A 19,816-nucleotide genomic window follows, 5' to 3' on the forward strand; every position below is an offset into this window, starting at 1 on the left:
CATGCACATCGACATCGACAAGGACCGCTGCATCGGCGCCGGCCAGTGCGCCCTGGCGGCCCCGGGCGTGTTCACCCAGGACGACGACGGCTTCAGCACCCTGGTGCCCGGCCGGGACGACGCGGACGGGGACCCGATGGTCCGGGAAGCCGCCCGGGCCTGCCCCGTCGGGGCGATCACAGTGTCCTGAGCGGCGGCCCGGCCCGGCCGCCCGGCGGGTGGGCGAACGGCACAGCGACCGGGTGCGGTCCGCCGCCCGCCGCCCGCTCCCGCCCTCCGCCGCCCGCTCCCGCCGTCCGTCCTCCGCCGTCTCCGTGCCGGGGGCGGACCTTCCGCGGCCGTCCGGTGAGGTGCTCCGCGGCCCGGTTCAGTAGGGTTCCCGGATGACCGAGCGGGCCGAGAAACCCTTCCTCTACGTCGTCGTCTGCGGCGCGGGCGTCGCCGCGGACGTCGGCGAGCTGATCGCGGCCGCGCAGGAGCGGGGCTGGGAGGTCGGCGTCATCGCCACTCCGGTTGCCATGGGCGGCTTCTTCGACACCGAGGCGGTCCGGGCGCGGACCGGCCGGGGCATCCGCTCCGCCTGGCGCACCCCGGGCGACCCCCGCCCCTTCCCGCCGCCGGACGCGGTGGTCGTCGCCCCCGCCACCTTCAACACCGTCAACAAGTGGGCGGCCGGTATCGCCGACACCCTGGCCCTGGCCACCCTGTGCGAGGCCACGGGGCTCGGCGTCCCGGTCGCCGTCCTGCCGTGCGTGGCCGACGCCCTGGCCGCCCACCCCGCCTACCAGGAGAGCCTGCGGCGCCTGCGCGCCATGGGCGTCCGGTTCGGAGAGCCGTACTCCGGCGAGCCCGTGGCGGGCGGCGGCAGGCCGGAGTTCGGCTGGGCGCGGGCGCTGGGACTGCTCGACCGCCGCTAGGCCCGGTCGGTTGACGACGCCTTGGTCGGGGTCTAGACGCAGTCGATGGTGGGGCCCGCCAGCATCCCGCCCGTGTAGAGGTCCTGGCCCCTCGGCATCCAGTAGCCCAGCTTCGACACGACCGTCGAGCAGGCGGAGCCGAGCGTCACCCGGACCCGCACGGTGTCGGGGTGCCCCGGCTGAAGGTCCGTCAGGGCGCAGTCCAGGGCGTGGGGCAGCCGGGTCCTCGCCGGGTAGCGGCCGACCAGCGGGTTGACGCAGCGGGGGTCGTCCGTGGCGATCCGCGCGCCCGAACCCTCCCGCGCGATCAGCCCCAGGCGGGCGTTGCCGTCGCCGGCGTCGCTGTCGCGGAACACCGTGTACGTCACCGTGGTGGTGGAGTTCCTCCGCAGGGTAGTCCGGTCGGTCACGATGCGGTGCGTGGCCTTCGGCTTGGGCGCGGTGAGGGTGAGCGTGGTGTGCACGGTGCCGGTGAGGTCCACCGTCGCGGGCGCGGAGCGTACGCGCACGCGAGCCGTGATCTCGTACGTGCCCGGGCCGGGGTACTCGCCGGAGCCCGGCAGGGTGCCGGAGGCCACCGTGACCCCGTTCCTGGCGGCGGTCCAGGTGCCCGAAGTACGGCAGGTGTAACGGGCCTTGGTCGCGGGATACCCGCAGGCCGCCGGTGCCGAGACCGCCATCATCGGGGTGCCGCTGCCCGCGCAGAGGCTGACCGCGGCCCACTGGTGGTCGGAGCCGCGCAGGGCGCCCGCCGGGGCGCACAGGGTCGCCGGGACGTCGTCGGCTGCCGCCGCGGGCGCACTCGCCCGGCCCCACGCGGGCGACACCAGGGCGAGAGGCAGTGCGGCCGTGGCGATGAGGGTTCTGAGGGTCGTCGGACGTGTCGGCACGTGGTCCTCCCGCACGGCCAGGACCGGCCCCGCGCCGGTCTCCTGGGCCGAGGATGCGGGACCGGGACGGCCGTCCGGCCGTTCCCACGCCGCGCGGTCACCTGTGGGCAGCAACCGCCGGAGCGCCGGTGACCCGCTCGGACCTGCCGGGTCCCGGCCGCGTCCCACATGCCGCACGCCGCCGGCGTCCACGGACCTCCGGGGCGCGAACTTTCGGCACACACCGCGACCCGATCGGTTCTCGATACAGGAAATGCCGTATCGATCGATTGGGAATCACTTTCCTTCTCTGAATTGACAAAACGTCAATAAGGCGACGCAGGGTGGGCCGTCCGAAAAACGGCGCGATCACTTGTTACGCCGCGCTGACCTGTGCAAAGGTGTGCCCTGTCGGCGCGTGGGCAATGGATTTCCCGGTCCGCGCGACGCTCATTCGAGATGCCGACGTCCCACTTGGTACCCGTTGGTACGGACAAATTCCGCGGTGTGTGGAGGAATTCAGCCGTGAACGACCCTGGCCTGCCGAATTCCCGCCAGCGTTCCGGCCGGCCCGCGACCACGGACGAGGAACTGAGCGCCGAGCTGCGGAAGTGGACGGGCGGCACCCCGGCGGTCAGCCCTGTGGGCCAACTGCTGGACCGTCACTGGGAAGCGGCCTGCGCCTACGCCCGGCTGTGCACCGACGGCCCGCATCCCGCCGGGATGCTCACCACCGCGGCCTTCACCCGCCTGTTCGGGCAGACCCTGCGGCAGTCCGGTCCGGCCGCCGCCTGGCGTCCCCAACTGCTGGTCACCGTACGCCGGATAGCGGCCGAGTGGGCCGCCGACCACCGGCTGGAGATGCTCCACCCCGAACTCAGGGCCGCGGCCGGCGAGGGCGAGCGGATCGCCGCGCGGCTGCTGCCGCCGACCGATCGGCGCCTGCTCTCCCAGGCGTTCCAGCGGCTGCCCGAGACGGGCCGCGCGCTGCTCTGGCACACCGAGGTGGAGGCCGAGCCGCTCGCGGCACCGGCCCGGCTGCTCGGTCTCGACGAGGAGGGGGCGCGCATCGAACTGCGGCGGGCCCGGGAGCGGCTGCGCGAGGAGTGCCTCCAGGTCCACCGCGAACTCGCCCCCGAACAGGACTGTCTGCGCTACTTCCGGCTGCTCGACGTCACCTACCGGCGCGGCGGCGTCGCCATGGACCCCGACCTCGCGCGGCACCTCGCCGGCTGCACGCACTGCCGTCACACCGCCGGCCAACTGGGCCGGTTCAACGCCGACCTCGGCGGCGCGCTGGCCGAGGGAGTGCTCGGCTGGGGCGCCCGGGCCTATCGCGAGTCCCGCCTGGGCACCCCTGAGGAGACGCCGTCCGGGGAGGCCGGACCGGACCCCGCCGCGACACCGGGCGATGGCGAGAGCTTCCTGCCCTCGCCCCCGACCGCATCCGCCGCCGGCGAGGTGTTCGGGTCCGCGCCCAGGGGTGTCCCTGTGGGCGGTGAGGACTTCGGGGGCGCGTCGTCCGTAGGGTCCGGCGGCGGTGAGGACTTGGGGGTCGCCTCGTCCGCGGGGTTCGGCGGCGGTGGGGACTTCGGGGCCGCGTCGTCCGCGGGGTTCGGCGGGGGCGGGGTCTTCGGGTCCGTGACCTCGGGTCCGACCGGCGACGGCGAGGCCTTCGCTTCCGCGTCTCTCGCGGCGTCCTCCGGCGGCGCAGGCGCGCCGTCGCGCAGGGCCGCCGGCCTCCCGTCCCGGCGGCCCGTCGCGCCGCGCCGCGGGGCGAGGGCGGCGGCCGGGGTGCCCGTGCCCTCGGCGTCTTCCGCTGCCGATGCCGGACCCCGGACCGCGGGCCGCCGTTCGGCCCACAGGGCCGCCCGGCGCGCCGCCCGCCGGCGCAACCTCACCATCGCAGTGGCCACCGTGAGCGGCCTGGTCGTCCTGCCGCTCGTCCTGTGGTCCGCCCTCGGCTCCGGCGACGGCGGCTCCCCGGGCACCGACGCCAGGCCCTCCGACACCCCGGGCTCCCCCTCCGACACCCCGTCCGCCGGGCCCTCGTGGGCCGGGGCCGACCGGGCCGGGCAGACCACCCTGCGCGGACGGCTGCACAACGTGGCGTCCGGGCTGTGCGTCGGCCTGGTCGGCAAGAAGGCCGTCAAGGGGGCGGAGGCCGAGCTGACGACCTGTTCCTCGACACCGGGCCAGCAATGGATCTACGAGAGGGACGGGTCGCTGCGCAGCGCGGCCGCACCCGGGCTGTGCCTGGACTCCCACCTCGGCTACTCGGTCCAGTTGGCCCCCTGCACGGAAACCGGCCGGCCCGGCGCCAAGAACGTCCGCTACGACTTCACCCCGCGCGGCCTGCTCGTCCCGCGGTTCGACCAGGACCTCGCGCTGACCCCCGCCGCCACCGACGGGGCGGGCTCCCTCGTGCTCAAGACCCGCGCGGACAGCGAGGTCCAGCGCTGGGTCATCGACACCTCGCAGCCCGGCCTGCAGATGGCGGCGGTCGACTGGGACGCGGCCGGCAGCCCCTCCTCCACCCCGGCCGCCCCCGGGCCCTCGGCGTCGTGGAAGCCGACGGCCGCACCGGCTCCGTCCGCACCGCCGACCGGACCGACCGGGCAGCCCACGCCCGCCGGCTGCTCGCCGTACGACTACCGTTGCCAGGGGGACGGCCGGAACGGCCACGGGCACGGCTACGGACACGGCTCCGGGTACGGATACGACAGCGGTTCCGGGTACGACGGCGGCTACGGCTACGGGGGCCGCTGAGGCCTCAGTGGTGGTGGGGCGGCGGCGGAGGCAGGGTCGCCAGACCGGGCGCCGCCTCCGGCCACACCAGCAGCACCGGGCACGGCGCGTGGTCGACGACGAACCGCGCGGCCGGCCCCAGGCTGTGCGGGCCGAGCCTGGCCCGGTCGCCGTCGCGGGCCAGCACCAGCAGATCGGCGCCCTCGGCCGCCGCCACCACCTCGCGCTCGACCCGTCCCGTCCGCTCCATCCGGGCGCACGGCCCGTCGAGCCGGGCGGCGGCCGCCGCCATCAGCTCGGCCGCCGACGTGCCGCCGAGGTCCGTCAGCCGGTCGCCCGGGTCGCTGCTCCAGCCCCCGGCCGTGGTGTGCCCCCGGGGATGGCCGCGGCCGAGCAGCCCGGCGAACGCGCCGTGCGCCACATCGGCCACCTCCGGCCCGCTCACATGCAGCAGCACCACGTCGGACGCTCCCGGCGCATGGGTGCGCACGGCGTCCACGCAGGCGGGCCAGGTGCCCTCGACGAGCCAGACGATCACGCGCATCAGGTCGGCCTCCTCCGGTCAGCCTCACAGAACGAGCAGCGAACCCCACAGTGCCACCACGGCGGGAACGAGGGCGGCGGGCACGGCCAGCAGGCCGAGCCGGGTGAACTCCTTGAGGTCGACGCCGTGTTCGTGCTGGTGCACGATCCGCCGCCACAGCAGCGTCGCCAGCGAGCCCGCGTAGGTGAGGTTCGGTCCGATGTTCACCCCGAGCAGCACGGCGAGCACGGCGCCGGGCCCGGCCGGGACGGTCAGCGGCAGCAGCACCAGCACGGCGGGCAGATTGTTGATCAGGTTGGCCAGGACGGCGGCCAGCGCGGCGACGCCGAGCAGTGCGGGCAGCCCCGTGCCGTCGGGCAGTACGTGCCCGAGCGCGTCGGCGAGCCCGTTGTCGACCACCGCGCGCACGACGACGCCGAGCGCCAGCACGAACGCCAGGAAGGACGGCGCCGCGGCCCGCACCACCGCCGACGGGGTCGCCTTCCGCCGCAGCAGCGCCCGTACGGCGAGCACGAGCGCGCCCGCCAGCGCCGCCCACGCCGGCTCGACGCCGAAGGCGGAGGTCACCACGAACCCCGCGAGCGTGCACGCCACGGTGACGAGCGCGAACAGCGGAAGCTCCGGCCGCCCGGCGGTACGGCCCGGGGGCGCCGCGGCCGCCAGGTCGCGGACGAAGAAGCGGCGGAAGACCACGTACTCGGCACCGATCGCGACCAGCCACGGCATCGCCATCAGCGCCGCGAACCGGGTGAAGCTCAGTCCGCTCGCCGCGAACGCCAGCAGGTTGGTCAGATTGGAGACCGGCAGCAGCAGCGACGCCGTGTTCGACAGATGAGTGCAGGCGTACACGTGCGGCTTGGGGCGTACGCCGGTGCGCGCGGCCGTGGCGAACACCACCGGTGTCAGCAGCACGATCGTCGCGTCCAGGCTGAGTACGGCGGTGATCGCCGAGGCCAGTGCGAACACCGCCGTCAGCAGCCGCACCGGGCGGCCCCCCGCCCGGCGGGCCATCCACGCCCCGCACGCCTGGAACAGCCCCTCCACGTCGCAGAAGTGAGCCAGCACCAGGACGGCCGCCAGGAACCCCACCACGGGCCCCAGCCGCTCGGCCTCCTCCCGGGCGTGGTCCAGGGAGATCGCGCCGGTGGCGATCGCGATGCCGGCGGCCGGGACCGCCATGACCGCCTCGGGCAGGCCGAAGGGGCGGACGACGGCCCAGGCGAGCACGGCGACGAGCAGGACGACGGACAGGCTCTCGGCGAGCAGGGTGTTCAGGACTCGGTCCTCCGGACGCGATCAGGTGGTGCGCGCCCATCAAAGCAAACGAGCGGGGGAGAGGCGCCCTCAGGCGCCCGTCCCCGGGCCGAGGGGTGGGAGGTCAGGCGCCCGTCCCCGGGCTGAAGACCGTCAGGAACACCGAGGAGGCGTTGCCGCCCACCGGCACCCGGCCTCCCGTCCAGGTGACGGTGAGATGGTTGCGCTCGTCCGGCGGGGTGACGATCAGCGCGGCGGGCGTCGCCGTCCTCGCGCCGCTGATCTCGGGGTTGGAGAAGCTCAGTCCCGCCCAGGCGCTGCGGCCGGGCTTCAGGGTGACCGTCGTCGGGCTGCCTTCCGAGCGCTTGGGGTCCGGGCCGAGCTGCCGTCCGGAGGCGTCCACGAAGGCGGCCCCGGGGTAGCCGTGCAGGGTGCAGGTCCGGCCGGAGGCGTTGGTGAGGACGATCGGGAAGTTCTCCTGACCGGCGCCCGGGTTGTTGCGGCCCACCGACGCCCGCAGTTCGGAGGTGTGACAGCGGGTGCTCGCGGCGGCGGTGGCCTTGCCGGTGCCGGTGCTCTTTCCCGCGCCCGTCCGGGTGGCGGAAGGGCCGGTGGCGGCGGCGGTGGCCGTCCTGCCCGTGCCGGCGCCGGCGGTCGGCTCGGCGCCGGCAGTCGGTGCCGTGGAGGTCGTGGGGGCACCGGTCGCCGGCGCGGCGGTGCCCGACACCTTCTGCGGAGAGCCCGTCGCGCCGCCGTCGTTGCCGCAGGCGGTCAACAGGCCCAGCGCGGCGGCCGCGCTCGCGAGCAGGGCCACCCGGTGGCGAGTCGGGGACGTGTGCGCCATGTTCCACACTCCTGGAGGTTCGCCGCACGCGTCCGCCGCGTGCGTCCGGCGCCTCGTGCGCCGTCATGAGTGTCCGATGCCGGGACCGAGCGAAAGGTTCGCGGTCCGCCGTGATTTTTCCCGAACATGGCCGGGTTCTCCCGTACGCGGGCGGGTGATCCCGTGGGCGGTCAGGTGACCCGGAGGGAGCGGAGTATGCGGTCGGTCGGGTCGGCGCCGTCGTGCCGGCGGATCTGCACGTACACCTGGGGCCGTGCCGCGCCGCCGGCCGGGACGAGCGCGCCCTCCGTGATCCCGCCCCCGCCGCCGCAGCGGCTCCACCGGCGGACGCGGCCGTGCCAGTGCGCGCCGGCCCAGGCGCGGTCGCCGTCGTAGTGGCAGCCGGGGTGGGACAGCGCGCCGATCCGGGCCGTGACGTCGCCGCTCTGGCTCAGGCCGACGAACACGCCGTCCACGGGAGACCCGGCGTCCTGCCACCGCGCCAGGTCGTCGGCGACGGCGAGCCCCGGCTCGTGTCCGGCGCGCAGCCCGAGCGCCGCCGGATCCCAGCCGGAGTCCCGCAGCTGGCGCGCCCAGGCGCCGGGCACCTGGACCGCGATCCGGCCGGTGGCGTCCCGCACCCGTACGTCGTGCGGTGCCGCGGGCGGCTGGACCGTCAGGGCGAACATGACCACTGCGGCGGCGACCACCGCGAGGGCGGCGGCCACGGCGGCGAGCGCGATCACCGCCTCCCGGCGCCGGCGGGGACCGGCGGCCGCAGGCCCTGACGCGGCCGGCTCGGCCCTCTCGGCCGCCGCCGTCTGGGCCGTCTCCTCCGGCTCCTTCGCCTCCTCAACCCCCGCCGGTCGCTCCGTCGGCTCGGGCAGCTCCGCCAGTTCCTCCAGCCTCTCCGCGAACGCCTGTGCGGTGGGCCAGCGTCGTTCGCGGTCCGGTTCCAGGGCGCGCAGCACGGCCTGCCGGACAGCGGCGTCCAGGCCCGGCCGCAGCCGCTCCGGCCGCTCGACCCTGCCGGGGGCGCCGGGGACCGCGCCGGTGAGTAGCCGGTAGCCGACCGCGCCCAGGCCGTAGACGTCGGCGCGCGCGTCGATGCCGGCGCCCGGCTCGGCCTGCTCCGGCGGACGGTACCCGGCCGAACCCGCGGCCTGGGTCAGACCCGACGCCTGCGCCAGGCTCTTGGCCAGCCCGAGGTCGGCGAGCAGCACCCGCCGGCTGCCGTCCGGGGCCGTGCGCAGCAGGATGTTGCTCGGCTTGACGTCCCGGTGCACGATGCCCGCCTCGTGCAGGGCGTGCGCACAGCGGGCTGCCAGGGCGGTCAGCCGCAGCGCCTCGCGGACGGGGAGGGGTCCGGCGGCCGCCCGTTCGGCGAGGGTGCCGGCGTCGGCGTACTCCATGACGAAGTACGGCCTTCCGTCCGGCAGTTCCCCGATGTCGTAGACCTGCACCACCCGGTCCGAGCCGGCCCTGCGCAGCAACCGCGCCTCGGCCAGGAACCGTTCGCGGATGTCGAGCCGGTGCGCCCAGTTCTCGGCGAGGACCTTGACGGCCACCGGGGCTTCGAGCACATCGTCGTGGGCGAGCCACACCGTGCCGAACGCGCCGGTGCCCAGGCGCCGTTCGAGACGGTAGCGGCCGATCCGCTCGAGGGACTGCATGGCACTATCATGCCCGCCCCGAGATCGACTCCGAGGGAGACCCGTCGTGCTGAACGCGGCGCTGACCGAAGACCTCGCCCGCCGGGCCGCCGCGGGCGACGGGGCCGCGCTGGAGGAGCTGCTGCGGGAGGTGCGCCCCGAAGTGCTGCGGCGCTGCGGGCGCTTCCTGCCCTGCCGCGAGGACGCGGAGGAGGCGGCGCAGGACGTTCTGCTGCGGATCGCGCGGAAGATCACCGGTTTCGAGGGCCGCAGCCGCTTCAGCACCTGGCTCCACACGGTCGTCGCCAACTGCTGCCGGCAGAAGTACCGCGAGCTCAGGCGCCGGGCCGCCGAGCAGCCCGCCGACGTCGAGCCCGCGCAGCAGGCCGACCCGCGCACCACGAGCGTGATCGCCGGGTCCCGGGTCGACCTGCTGGAGGCGCTGGACCGGCTGGAGCGGGAGCATCCGCATCTGGTGGCGCCGCTGGTGTACCGGGACATCTGCCGGCTGGAGTACGCCGAGGCCGCCGAGCGGATCGGCGTTCCGCTGGGCACGTTCAAGTCGCGGCTGCACGAGGCCCGACGCCAGGTCAGGCCCTGGCTGACGGACGCCTCCTGACCGCCCGCCCACAGGAACCTCGTACGGCTCAGCCCTCGTCGAGCAGGGCCAGCTCCGCCCAGATGGTCTTGCCCTCGGTGGTGTGCCTGCTGCCCCAGCGCCGGGTGAGCCGGGCGACCAGCAGCAGACCGCGGCCGCCCTCGTCCCAGGTCTTGGCGCGCCGCAGGTGCGGGGCGGTGTGGCTGGTGTCGGACACCTCGCAGATGATGCGGTCGTCGTCGTGGAGCAGCCGCAGCCGGATCGGCGGGGTGCCGTACCGGATGGCGTTGGTGACCAGCTCGCTCACCACCAGCTCGGTGGTGAACACCGCCTCGCTCGGGTCCCACACGCCGAGCTGCGTGACGGCCTCCCGGCGGATCGGCGCGACCGGGGCGGGGGTCGGCCGGGACCTCCCAGGTCGCCACCTCGGACGCCGCCAGGCCCCTGGTCCGGGCGAGCAGCAGGGCCACGTCGTCCGAGGAGCCGCCCGGCGGCAGCAGCGCGTGCAGCACCCGGTCGCAGGTCTCGTCCAGCGCCGTGCACAGCGCACGCCGGCCCGCCTCGGCGTCCCGGCCGCCGCTCTCGATCAGCCCGTCGGTGCAGAAGGAGAGCAGGGTGCCCTCCCGCAGCTCGAACTCCGCCGACTCGAACGGCAGTCCGCCCAGGCCCAGCGCCGGGCCCTCCGGCCTCCGACACCCCGACGGTGATCACCTTCGATGCGGTGCGCGGCTCGCGCCTCCGGCTCACCCTGACGAGCCGGTACCCGGGCGAGCCGCGGGGCGCGGTCCGCATCAGCCGCCTGGAGGTGCCGGCCGGCTGAGCGCGACGCCGGCGTCCGGGCGCGGCCGACGTCGTGGTCTTCGCTCCGGAGGCGGCGCGGGCCCGGCCCGCGCCGCCTCCGGCCGGGGTCGGACCCCGTGCTCCCGGACCCGGCCGGAGCGGGTTCCAGGCAGGCCCCGGTACCATCCCTCCACGGCTGTGACCTGCTGATATTTACGGCCGAATCCCCTCGCGGTACCTTGAGGCCATGCCAGCCCTGAATGTGGAGTTCAGCGACCGCGAGCTGGAGGATCTGCGGCAGATCGCCAAGGAGCGCGGTACGTCGATGAAGGCGCTCGTGCGCGAGGCGGCGGCGGCCGACATAGCCCGGCACCGGGCCCTGCAGGAGGGCGCCGAGGCCTTTCGTAAGTTCTTCGCGGCCCACGCCGAGGAGTTCGCGGCCGCCTTTCCCGAGGACGAGCAGCCCAGCAGCGGCGAGGGGCGGGCCGCCTGACCGATGACTCCAGTCATCCATATCGACGTGCCCTGGCTGCTCCAGCGCCATGAGGAAGTCCTGCCCGACCAGCCCACGGTGAACGACTTCTCGGCACTGGTGGCCGCAGTGGCCCGCCACCGTGTCGACCCGCCCCGCCTCGGCGTGGACTCCGACCCCGCCTGGCGGGCCGCCGCGCTCCTGCACACCCTCGCTCTGCTCAAGCCGCTTCCCTCGGCCAACGCCCGCTTCGCCTGCGCGACGGCGGTGGCGTACATGTTCGTCAGCGGAGTGGGCATCGATCCGCCCTACGGCGCCCTCGTCGACCTCGCACGCGACCTGATGTCCGGGAAGTCCGACGTCTACGGCGCCGCCGACCGGTTGCGCTCCTGGCAGATCTGACACAGCGTCCCCCGTGGCCGCCGACCGAGGGCGGGAGGAACAAGGTCGGCGGCCTTCGCGCGCGGAAGAGCCGCCGTTCCGCGCCGGGCCTGATCCGAGGGGCCGACTCCAGTGGACTCCTCGGACCGGCGGGCCGGGAGCGTGCGTGACGCGCCGGCGCGTGCGCGGTTTTCACACGGGGCGCACGCCAGAGGCGCGAGCCGGCGCACGGGACAGGGGACACGCTGTGTCCCGACTTTCCGTCAAAGAGGCCGATGCCGCCCCGGGTGCCTTGTTGGCCGTCGTCCCGGTGTGGAAGGGTGAGCCACCTTGTGGGGGGCAACGGCCGTTTCCGCAGAGACAGTTGGGGGATTCGAGCCGATTCGCCGCCGGGCGGAGCCTGCCCCTCGCGCCCACACCTCCTGGTTACGCACCAAAGGAATCCGCTCCGTGCCCACCCCCCACCCCCCGCTTCCTCCCTACCCGCCGCCGGACGAGGTCCCCGAGGAATCCGACGAGTTGCTCGCCGCCCGGCTCAGAGGCAGTACGGACGACGAGGTCGCGCACTGCGTCGCCCTGCTGATCGCACGCCACTGGCAGCCCGTCCACGACTACGCCGTCATCTGCCTCGCCTCCTCCGCGCCCATCGCCGCCATGGTCACCTCCGCCGCCTTCCACCACACCCTCGACCGGCTGACGCTGGGCGAACCGGGCACGGCGCTGCGCCCCCGGCTGCTCCTCTGCGTCCGCGACACCGTGCGGCAGTGGGCCGCCGAGGACCGCGTGTCCGATGTGCTGCCCGCACTGCGCAAACCCGCCGGCGGCCGCGGTATGCGCGCGGCCGTGTCCCTGACGCCGGAGAACCGCCGGCTCGCCCAGCGCTCCTTCGAGAACCTCCCCGCGGTCGCCCGCTGCCTGTTGTGGCACACCGAGGTGGAGGCCGAGCCGCTCTCCGCCCCGGCCGCCCTGCTCGGGATGGACGGCGACACCGCCTCGTTCGCCCTGGAGCAGGCGCGGGAGCAGTTCCGCGAGGGCTGCGTCCGCGCCCACCGGGAACTCGCGCCGACCGACGACTGCCGCTTCTACAACCGCCTGCTGGACGTGCCGATCCGGCGCGGCGGCGCCCTGCTCCCGGACGTCCAGCGGCACTTGGCCGAGTGCCCCTACTGCCGGGACGCGGCGGAACAGCTCGGCCAGGTGGAGCGCGGAACGGGCGCCCTGCTCGCCGAGGCCGTGCTCGGCTGGGGCGCCCGCCGCTATCTGGACTCCCGCCCCGGCCGGACCCCGCACCGGGCGCGGACCAGGGGGGCCGCCAGGCACGGCGCCGGCCGGCCGCCCGGCGCCAGCCGCCACCGGGTGCTGCCCCGCTTCCCGGCCGCCGCGCGGCTCCTGCCCGCCGGTCCGCGGTCGTCCCGGGCGCTGCGCACCGGCGTCGGGCTGGCCTCGGCCGGACTGCTGGCCACCGTGCTCGGCGTCACCCTGTGGTCGCACGGCGACGGCGGCGCCCCGGCCCCGGGGGCGACCGGCGCACGGGGCACGGCACCCGGCCCCGGTTCCCCGACCCCGACCGCCGGTTCCCCGGGGCGGCCCGGCACGGCGGGGCTGCCCACCGCCGCCCGGCAGACGCGGCTGCGCAATGCCGCCGCCGGCCTGTGCCTCGACATCCGGGGCGAGCCGAAGGCCGGGGCGGACGTCCGGCTCGCCACGTGCTCCCCGGCGTGGACCCAGCTGTGGTCGCTGGAGAACGACGGGCTGCTGCGCAGCTTCGCCGATCCCGGCCTGTGCCTGGACTCGCATGCGGACGCGGGTGTCGTCATCCTGGGCACCTGCGCGGACGCGGACGCGCGGCGCGGCCCCGACGTGCGCTACGACCTCACCGTGCGGGGCGAGTTGCTCGCCCGGTGGGACGAGCGGCTCGCGCTCGCCCCCACCACCCGCATACCGGGCGCCGACATCGTCGTCAAGGTCCGCGACGGCTCCGACGACCAGCGCTGGCTGACCGACTCGCCGTCGGCGAGCCCCGGTTCGCTGTCGATCGCGGGTACGGGCGCGCCGCCCGCCCACCCGGTGGAACTCTCCCGCACCACCACATGAACGGCCGTGGCCGCCTCCCGTCTCACAGGAGGCGGCCACGCGGAACCCGGCCGGCGGTCAGACGGCGTCCTCGACCAGGTCGCCGGGGCCCACAGTGGCCGGTCCCGCGTGCCCCGCGAGGGCGAGGGTGAGGTCGAACTCCGCGAGCAGGCAGCGGATCACGTGCTCCACGCCCGCCCGGCCGTCGAGGCCGAGGCCGTACACGTACGGCCGCCCCAGCAGCACGGCGGACGCACCGAGGGCGAGCGCCTTGAAGACGTCGTCGCCGGTGCGGACGCCGCTGTCGAACAGGACGGTCAGCCGGTCGCCGACCGCCCGCGCCACCCGGGGCAGCGCGTCGGCCGCCGCGACCGAACCGGCCACCTGGCGGCCGCCGTGGTTGGAGACGACCACCCCGTCCATCCCGGCGTCGGCGGCGAGACGGGCGTCGTCCGGGTGCAGGATGCCCTTGAGGACAATCGGCCCGTCCCAGTTCTCACGCAGGAACGCCAGGTCGGGCCAGGTCTTGCCGGGGTCGGCGAACATGCCGACGAAGTGCATCACCGCCGCGTTCGGGTCCTCGTGCACCGGCTTGGCCAGACCTGCCTGGAAGGCCGGGTCGGAGAAGTAGTTGGCGGTGCCCACGCCGTGCAGGAACGGCAGGTACGCCTGGTCGAGGTCGCGCGGCCGCCACGCCAGCAGCGGCGTGTCCAGCGTGACGACCAGGACGGAGAAGCCCGAGGCCTTCGCCCGGTTCAGGAAACTCCGCGTCACCTCGCGGTCCTTGGCCCAGTAGAGCTGGAACCACCGCTCGGCGTCGCCCATCGCCTCCGCGACCTGCTCCATCGGCGTGCTGGACGCCGAGGACAGGATGTACGGCACGCCCTGCGCGGCGGCGGCCCGCGCGGCCGCCGGCTCCGCCTCCGGATGCATGATCGACAGCACCCCGACCGGGGCCAGCGCCAGCGGCGCGGGCAGGTCACGTCCCAGCACCCGCACCGACAGGTCGCGTTCGTGTACGTCCCGCAGCATCCGCGGGACGATCCGGCGCCGGTCCAGGGCCGCCCGGTTGGCGCGCGCCGTGCTGCCGCTGCCCGCGCTGCCCGCGACGTAGCCGACCGGACCGGGGCCGAGCCGCTGCTCGGTCAGCTCCTCCAGACGGGTCAGATCGGTGGGCAGCCGCGGTACGGCGCCCGTCATCCCGTTGAGATAGATCTCGTACTGGAAGTCCGCCCAGTGCCGCGCCATCCGTCCGTCCCGCCTCTCGTCGCTGAGCCCGCGTAGCACTCGACGATACTGGCGGGTAAAAGTCGTCCGAAGTCAGCCCCCTGCCGCCGCGAGGAGGATCGCGGCCAGCTCGCGCGGCCGGGAGAACATCGGCCAGTGGCCGGTGTCCAGCTTTGCCAGCTCCCACCGCTCGCCGGTGAGCAGCGCGGCCACGGCGGGCGGCGGTTCGGAGCCGTCCAGCAGGCACTTGACGTAGGTGGCCGGCAGCTCGCCGAGCGGACGGCTCAGCACGGCGGGCTCGGTGAGGGTGCCGCCCGGGTGGGGCGTGCCCTCGGTGACGATGCGGTCGATCTGCGGGCCGGTCAGTTCCTGTCCCGCGTAGTCCTCCGGGGCGAGGGGCGGCCAGACGCCGTCGTGCGCCGCGAGCGCCTGCCGGACGTGCTCGCTCGGGAAGCTCGCGAGGAACGACGTCCCGTCGACCGGGACGTTGGCGTCGACGAACACCACGCGCCGGAGCCGGTCGCCGATCCGCTCGGCCGCCTGGCCCACCGGGATTCCGGAGTAGCTGTGCCCGACCAGCACCACGTCCCGCAGATCGAGGCGCTCGACGTGGTCGACGATGTCCCGCACATGGGTCTGCTGTCCGGCCGGCGCGCCCTTCTTCTCGGCCAGGCCGGTGAGGGTGAGGGGATGCGCGCCGTGCCCCGCCTCGCGCAAGGCGGGGACGACCTCGTCCCACGCCCACCCGCCGAGCCACGCGCCTGCCACCAGTACGAAGTCAGTCATGGCCCCAACGTAGCGGCCGGGTACGACAACGGGGCCCCGCGGCGGACGGGTTGTCCATGGGCGAGTGCTCGGCGGCTGGGCCCCACGGCCGTGCGCGGGTCCGGTATACGGCCGACGACGGTGATCTCCTGGCGCTCCGCCGTCTCGCCCACATGAACACAAGGGGTCGCGAAGCGGTCCGCCGAGAACGCAACCGGAATGTTTCAGGACGATTAACGAACGTAAGGAATCAAGCCATCCGACCTGATTCGGCGATCCAAGGCCCCGCAGATTGGGGGTTGGAACGTTCGGACTCTGTGACTTCACGCCACTGCTTCAACACACAAGGTTACTGAAACCCATGCCTTCGATGTGAGTTTCGGCGGCGGACTCGGCAGACTCCGGGGCGCCGGTCAGGCACCGACCGTGTCGGCTCCGGTATCTCTCATCGAAGAAATCTCGAGCGGAAGGAAGCACACAATGCGGAACACCGCGCGCTGGGCAGCGACTCTCGGCCTGACGGCCACCGCCGTCTGCGGACCCCTCGCCGGGGCCGCGCTCGCCACCCCGTCCAGCGCCCCCGCCTCGCTCTACGCCCCCTCGGCCCTGGTGCTCACCGTGGGCCACGGCGAGAGCGCGGCGGCCGCGACCCCCGAGCGTGCCGTCACCCTGGGCTGCGCCCCCACGTCCTCCGGCACCCATCCGGCGCCGGCCCTGGCCTGCGCGGAACTGCGCGCCGCCGGCGGGGACTTCGACGCCCTGACGGTCAAGCGGGACGTGCTGTGCACCAAGGAGTACAACCCGGTGGTCGTCACGGCCGCCGGCGTCTGGCAGGGCAAGCGCGTCTCCTACGAGCGCACCTTCGCCAACACGTGCGTGAAGGACGCCGCCATGTCGAGCGTCTTCGCGTTCTAGGGACCGGGATCGCGCCGTCCCCGTGAAACAACTGAAGGGTCCCGTAGCTGGGGAGTGCGAGCCCCTGTCGCGGGGACCACGGCGATCTCGCACCAGGGGTCGGCCGGGCGGAGTGGGGCCGCCCGCCGACCCCTGGTATCACCTTCGCTCCGTGTTCCGCCGGTCCGCCGGCCGGACGCGGAGCGTTCTCGTTCCCGCGGGCTCAGGCCCGGTCGCGGTGGCTGGTGTCGCACCACGGGTAGCGGCGGCTGCGGCGGCAGGTGCACAGGGCGACCCGGAAGCGGTCGGAGGAGACGGTGGTGCCGTCCTCCAGTTCGACCTCTACGGGGCCGTCCACGAGGATCGGCCCGCGCCGCCGCATGGTGACCCGGCGGGGCGGGTCCGGACGGGGGCCGTCAGAGGGGGCGTTCGGCACGGATGACCACCAACTCTTCCTTCTCGTCGGCCGCGGAGAGCAGACCGCGCTCCCGCAGCCAGCCCCGCCGGGCCCGCAGGACGGGCCCGAGGGCGATCCACCGGCGGCGCACCACGGAGGCCTTGAGCCCTGCCGCACGCAGCCGGTCCAGGGTGTGGCCGGGCCCGCTCAGCGCGGAATGGACGATCAGCAGGACGCCTCCGGGCCGCAGCAGGGCGGGCGCGTCCCGGCAGAGCCGGTCCAGCACCAGCCGCCCGTCGTGCCCCGCGTCCCAGGCACGGGACCTGCCCCGCGGCTCGCCTCGCGCGGCGGGCGCCGGCACATAGGGCGGGTTGGCGAGGATGACGTCGAAGGATCCGCCGCGCACCGGACCGAAGAGGTTGCCGCGCCGGATGTGGACCGGCAGGCGGGCCAGCCACGCGTTGAGCCGCGCCGTCCACACCGCCCGGCGGGAGACGTCGACGGCGGTCACCTCGGCGCCCCGCCGGGCGGCCTCGAGTGCCAGCGAGCCGCTGCCGGTGCCCACGTCGAGCACCCGCGCGCCGGGCGGGAGGGTTTCGCCGGCCAGCGCCTCGGCCAGCAGGGCGGTGTCGTCCTGAGGGGCGTAGACGCCCGGGAGTACCAGTGGATGCACAGGACACGGGTACCCAGACAATCAGGAGATATGGGTCATGGAGGCCGGGAGTGGGGTGCGCAGCGAGGACCGGCCCGCCCGCCAGTCGGCGAGCAGCCGGGCGGCGAAGCGGCCCTCCAGGTGTTCGGTCGCGTCGATGCCGAAGGCGATGTCGGCCGCCAGATGCGGCTCCTCGGCCAGCAGCCCGCCGATGACGTCGTGGCGAACCACCTGCTCGTGCACCGCGTCCGCCTCGACGTGCTCGTCGTAGAAGAACTCCGCGGCCGGGCCGGCGCCGGTGCGGCGCATCGCCTCGGCCAGCCGCCGCGAGCCGGGGGAGGAGGTGATCTCCACCGCGGCGAAGTGGCCGACCAGGGCGCCCCGCAGCTCCCGGTGCAGCCCGAACAGGGACATCATGTTCACGATGGCCAGCAGTTCCGCCGAGGCCGCGTCCAGGTGGCGGCCGTACGCCGTGTCCAGGTCCAGGTCGGTCATCAGGTCCGCGAACAGGCGGGCGTGCACCCGGTCCGGACGGCCGCCGCCGAACTCGTCGTACTCCACCGCCGCCATCGCCGCCTTGGCCCGTCCCCACAGCCGCGGCAGCACCCAGGCGTGCGGGTCGGCCTCCTTGAGGTGGTACAGGGAGCGCTGGGCCGCGTACTCGCGCAGCTGCCACAGCTCGCCCTCGTCCCGCAGGTAGTGGGAGACGCCCGTGCCCTCGACCGGTTCGACGAGGAGCGCGGCGAGCGCGTCGTCGAGACTGGCGTGCGCGGGCGTGTCGGCGCGCAGGGCGGACAGGAAGCGGTGTTCCAGCGCCGCCCGCACCCGCAGCAGGTCCGGGTCCCATTCGCGCTCCGGGGCGACGCCCGCGAACCCGCGGTAGTGCAGCTCGTAGCAGAGGTACAGGGCGAGCTGCAGGTCGTCACCGTAGGCGTCCGCGCCGCCGGTCTCCTCGGCGCCGGGCAGCGGCCCGCGACCGAGCAGATACGCGATGACGGCGGCGGAGATCGGACCCCGCGCGGGAGGCAGCTCGGGTCCTCGGCGATCGTGGTTCATGGGGCTCGGGTACCCGGGAGGGGCGGGTGACACCCGGGGCTGGGTGAGACGGGGCGTGCGGTGCTTCGGGCATGGGTGCCCGTGGCCGTGCGGGGCGCTGGTGGCGTCGGGGCCGGTCGGGGCCGGTCGGGGCCGGTCGGGGCCGGGGCTCCCCGACCCGGCATGGCGCCGCCCCCCCGGCATGGGGTCGAGCCCCCGGCGCAGGGCGGGTCCCCGGTGTGGGGCCCCCGGAGTGGGTCGAGCGCCCGGCATGGGATCGCCCCCCGGCATGGGATCGAGTCCCCGGCATGGGATCGAGTCCCCGGCATGGGTCCGAGCCCCCCGGCAAGGGGGCGGGTGCCGGTGGCCGTGCGGGGCGCTGGTGGCGTCGGGGACGGTCGAGGCCCGGGTCGGGCCGGTCGGGGCGGGGGCTCCCCGGCGCGTCCCCTCTCAGTTCGTGGCGGTCGCGACGCGCAGGGGGAGCGGGTCGGGCGGGCCGACCTCCTCGCTGCGGCGGGACATCTCCGCCCACCAGGCGGGGCCGTCCTCGATGTGCCGCAGCAGCACCCCCTCGCGGATGGCCCAGGGACAGATGGTGACCGCGGAGATGCCGGTGAGCTTCATCGCCGTGTGCGCGACCACCGCGCCGGCCAGGCTCTGCGCGGCGCGCGGCGCGGAGATGCCCGGGAGCGCGGCGCGGGCGGCGGCGGGCAGGGCGGCCAGCCGGTCGATCGCCTCTTTGAGGTCCGCCCGGCGCAACGGACGCTCCACGAAGGGTCCGTAACGTCCGGGCGCGGCCCCGCACAGCCGCCCGAGCTGCTGGAAGGTGCGCGAGGTCGCCACCGCGGTGCGCGGCCCCTCCCAGCGGATCCGGGCGGCCGCGTCCCGCAGTTGATGCCGGACCTCGCGCCGCAGCGCCTTCAGCCGCTCCGGGGACGGCGGGTCCTCGGGCGTGAGGAACTGATGGGTCAGCCGCCCCGCGCCCAGCGGCAGCGAGGCCACGAAGTCCGGCAACCGGCCACGGCCGAAGGCGACTTCGAGTGAACCGCCGCCGATGTCCAGCAGGGCGAGCGGACCCGACCGCCACCCCATCCAGCGCCGCGCCCCGAGGAACGTGAGCTCGGCCTCGACCTCTCCGGGCAGCGTGCACAGCGCGACCCCGGTCCGCGTCCGGACCGCCCGCAGCACCTCCAGCCGGTTCGGCGCGCCGCGCACCACGGCGGTGGCGAAGGCCAGCGGACCGGACGCGCCCCACCGGGACGCCGTCGCGCTCGCCTCGGCGACCGCCTCGACCAGCCGCTCCACGGCCTCCTCCGGGATGCGCTCCCCGGGTCTGACCTGTTCCGACAGCCGCAGACGCCACTTGGCGGTGTGGACGGGCAACGGCACCCCGCCCTCCGCGTCCGCCACCATCAGCCGGACGGTGTTCGACCCCACATCCACCACGCTTGTCCGCATGGGCCGGTGGGTACCCAGTCCAGCGGTCTCGTACGCCGCTCCGGGGCGGACGAGGCTGTCTTCGCGCCGCCACCCCACCGCGTCGGGCCCAGACCGACGACTCCGGGGCGGCGGGGCGCGTCGGCCGGCGGGTGCCCGCGGCGCCCTGACGCGCGCCGCGGGTGTCGTAGCTCCGGGCGTCGCCGCCCTACAAGCCTGGTGGCAGTGCCGAGTACGGCCGCGGTGGCGCGCTCGTGGCCGGGGGGCCCGGCTGGTACGAGGCGAGCGACCGGCCCAT

19 protein-coding genes and 1 pseudogene are annotated in these 19,816 nt (G+C 75.2%); 8 read left to right on the plus strand and 12 right to left on the minus strand.

Features of this window, described 5'->3' with window-relative positions:
* Position 1: 1 nt before the first annotated feature.
* Complete coding sequence (locus tag ACIQ9G_RS06965) at positions 2-190, plus strand: ferredoxin (RefSeq protein WP_403607284.1); 189 nt, start codon at positions 2-4, stop codon at positions 188-190.
* 193 nt (positions 191-383) lie between these two features.
* Positions 384-917, plus strand: coding sequence for a flavoprotein (locus ACIQ9G_RS06970; protein WP_403607285.1), 534 nt, complete (start codon positions 384-386; stop codon positions 915-917).
* Positions 918-949: 32 nt separating this feature from the next.
* Here the strand turns inward: ACIQ9G_RS06970 and ACIQ9G_RS06975 are convergent, their stop codons facing one another.
* The gene (locus tag ACIQ9G_RS06975) at positions 950-1,807 is read right to left on the minus strand and encodes a hypothetical protein (protein ID WP_403607286.1); all 858 of its coding nucleotides are present in this window, start codon (positions 1,805-1,807) and stop codon (positions 950-952) included.
* Positions 1,808-2,311: 504 nt separating this feature from the next.
* On the opposite strand from ACIQ9G_RS06975, the gene ACIQ9G_RS06980 reads away from it, so the two are divergent.
* A complete protein-coding gene (locus tag ACIQ9G_RS06980) occupies positions 2,312-4,555 on the plus strand; it encodes an RICIN domain-containing protein (protein WP_403607287.1) in 2,244 nt (747 codons plus the stop codon).
* A 4-nt stretch (positions 4,556-4,559) separates the two neighbouring features.
* Here the strand turns inward: ACIQ9G_RS06980 and ACIQ9G_RS06985 are convergent, their stop codons facing one another.
* From ACIQ9G_RS06985 to ACIQ9G_RS07000, 4 genes are all read right to left on the minus strand, one after another.
* Positions 4,560-5,078 carry a universal stress protein gene (locus ACIQ9G_RS06985; RefSeq protein WP_403607288.1) on the minus strand — a complete coding sequence of 173 codons (519 nt, stop codon included), beginning with the start codon at positions 5,076-5,078 and terminating at the stop codon, positions 4,560-4,562.
* A gap of 24 nt (positions 5,079-5,102) precedes the next feature.
* On the minus strand, positions 5,103-6,353 hold the full coding sequence (locus tag ACIQ9G_RS06990; protein WP_403607918.1) for an SLC13 family permease: 1,251 nt from the start codon (positions 6,351-6,353) through the stop codon (positions 5,103-5,105).
* Between the two features lie 103 nt (positions 6,354-6,456).
* Positions 6,457-7,176 carry a DUF4232 domain-containing protein gene (locus tag ACIQ9G_RS06995; protein WP_403607289.1) on the minus strand — a complete coding sequence of 240 codons (720 nt, stop codon included), beginning with the start codon at positions 7,174-7,176 and terminating at the stop codon, positions 6,457-6,459.
* A gap of 170 nt (positions 7,177-7,346) precedes the next feature.
* Positions 7,347-8,828, minus strand: coding sequence for a serine/threonine-protein kinase (locus ACIQ9G_RS07000; protein ID WP_403607290.1), 1,482 nt, complete (start codon positions 8,826-8,828; stop codon positions 7,347-7,349).
* Between ACIQ9G_RS07000 and ACIQ9G_RS07005 the strand changes: the two genes are divergently transcribed.
* Entirely contained in the window at positions 8,827-9,426 is a 600-nt protein-coding gene (locus ACIQ9G_RS07005; protein WP_403607291.1) for an RNA polymerase sigma factor, read from the plus strand. The genes ACIQ9G_RS07000 and ACIQ9G_RS07005 overlap by 2 nt on opposite strands.
* A 28-nt stretch (positions 9,427-9,454) precedes the next feature.
* On the opposite strand, the pseudogene ACIQ9G_RS07010 reads toward ACIQ9G_RS07005, so the two are convergent.
* Positions 9,455-10,091 (minus strand): annotated as a pseudogene (locus ACIQ9G_RS07010) (ATP-binding protein); the annotation flags it as partial.
* A 341-nt stretch (positions 10,092-10,432) separates the two neighbouring features.
* On the opposite strand from ACIQ9G_RS07010, the gene ACIQ9G_RS07015 reads away from it, so the two are divergent.
* The 3 genes from ACIQ9G_RS07015 to ACIQ9G_RS07025 all read left to right on the plus strand — a co-directional run bounded on the left by ACIQ9G_RS07015 (position 10,433) and on the right by ACIQ9G_RS07025 (position 13,132).
* A complete protein-coding gene (locus tag ACIQ9G_RS07015; RefSeq protein ID WP_403607292.1) occupies positions 10,433-10,678 on the plus strand; it encodes a hypothetical protein in 246 nt (81 codons plus the stop codon).
* Between the two features lie 3 nt (positions 10,679-10,681).
* Complete coding sequence (locus ACIQ9G_RS07020) at positions 10,682-11,059, plus strand: toxin Doc (RefSeq protein WP_402431034.1); 378 nt, start codon at positions 10,682-10,684, stop codon at positions 11,057-11,059.
* Positions 11,060-11,488: 429 nt separating this feature from the next.
* Entirely contained in the window at positions 11,489-13,132 is a 1,644-nt protein-coding gene (locus tag ACIQ9G_RS07025; RefSeq protein WP_403607293.1) for a ricin-type beta-trefoil lectin domain protein, read from the plus strand.
* A gap of 57 nt (positions 13,133-13,189) precedes the next feature.
* On the opposite strand, the gene ACIQ9G_RS07030 is transcribed toward ACIQ9G_RS07025, so the two are convergent.
* Complete coding sequence (locus tag ACIQ9G_RS07030) at positions 13,190-14,359, minus strand: lactate 2-monooxygenase (RefSeq protein WP_403607294.1); 1,170 nt, start codon at positions 14,357-14,359, stop codon at positions 13,190-13,192.
* A 72-nt stretch (positions 14,360-14,431) separates the two neighbouring features.
* Positions 14,432-15,124: an alpha/beta fold hydrolase gene (locus ACIQ9G_RS07035; protein WP_403607295.1), complete on the minus strand. Its 693-nt coding sequence runs from the start codon at positions 15,122-15,124 to the stop codon at positions 14,432-14,434.
* A gap of 459 nt (positions 15,125-15,583) precedes the next feature.
* On the opposite strand from ACIQ9G_RS07035, the gene ACIQ9G_RS07040 reads away from it, so the two are divergent.
* Positions 15,584-16,018, plus strand: a complete 435-nt coding sequence (locus tag ACIQ9G_RS07040; protein ID WP_403607296.1) for a protease inhibitor — start codon at positions 15,584-15,586, stop codon at positions 16,016-16,018.
* A 202-nt stretch (positions 16,019-16,220) separates the two neighbouring features.
* On the opposite strand, the gene ACIQ9G_RS07045 is transcribed toward ACIQ9G_RS07040, so the two are convergent.
* From ACIQ9G_RS07045 to ACIQ9G_RS07060, 4 genes are all read right to left on the minus strand, one after another.
* On the minus strand, positions 16,221-16,433 hold the full coding sequence (locus ACIQ9G_RS07045; RefSeq protein ID WP_403607297.1) for a CDGSH iron-sulfur domain-containing protein: 213 nt from the start codon (positions 16,431-16,433) through the stop codon (positions 16,221-16,223).
* Positions 16,414-17,067 carry a HemK2/MTQ2 family protein methyltransferase gene (locus ACIQ9G_RS07050; protein ID WP_403607298.1) on the minus strand — a complete coding sequence of 218 codons (654 nt, stop codon included), beginning with the start codon at positions 17,065-17,067 and terminating at the stop codon, positions 16,414-16,416. The genes ACIQ9G_RS07045 and ACIQ9G_RS07050 overlap by 20 nt, the downstream gene beginning before the upstream one ends.
* A 21-nt stretch (positions 17,068-17,088) precedes the next feature.
* The gene (locus ACIQ9G_RS07055; RefSeq protein ID WP_403607299.1) at positions 17,089-18,102 is read right to left on the minus strand and encodes an iron-containing redox enzyme family protein; all 1,014 of its coding nucleotides are present in this window, start codon (positions 18,100-18,102) and stop codon (positions 17,089-17,091) included.
* Between the two features lie 429 nt (positions 18,103-18,531).
* Positions 18,532-19,539, minus strand: coding sequence for a Ppx/GppA family phosphatase (locus tag ACIQ9G_RS07060; protein ID WP_403607300.1), 1,008 nt, complete (start codon positions 19,537-19,539; stop codon positions 18,532-18,534).
* Between the last annotated feature and the right edge of the window lie 277 nt (positions 19,540-19,816).

The sequence above is a fragment of the Streptomyces sp. NPDC096152 genome (assembly GCF_044763235.1).
In the GTDB taxonomy this organism is placed as follows: domain Bacteria; phylum Actinomycetota; class Actinomycetes; order Streptomycetales; family Streptomycetaceae; genus Streptomyces.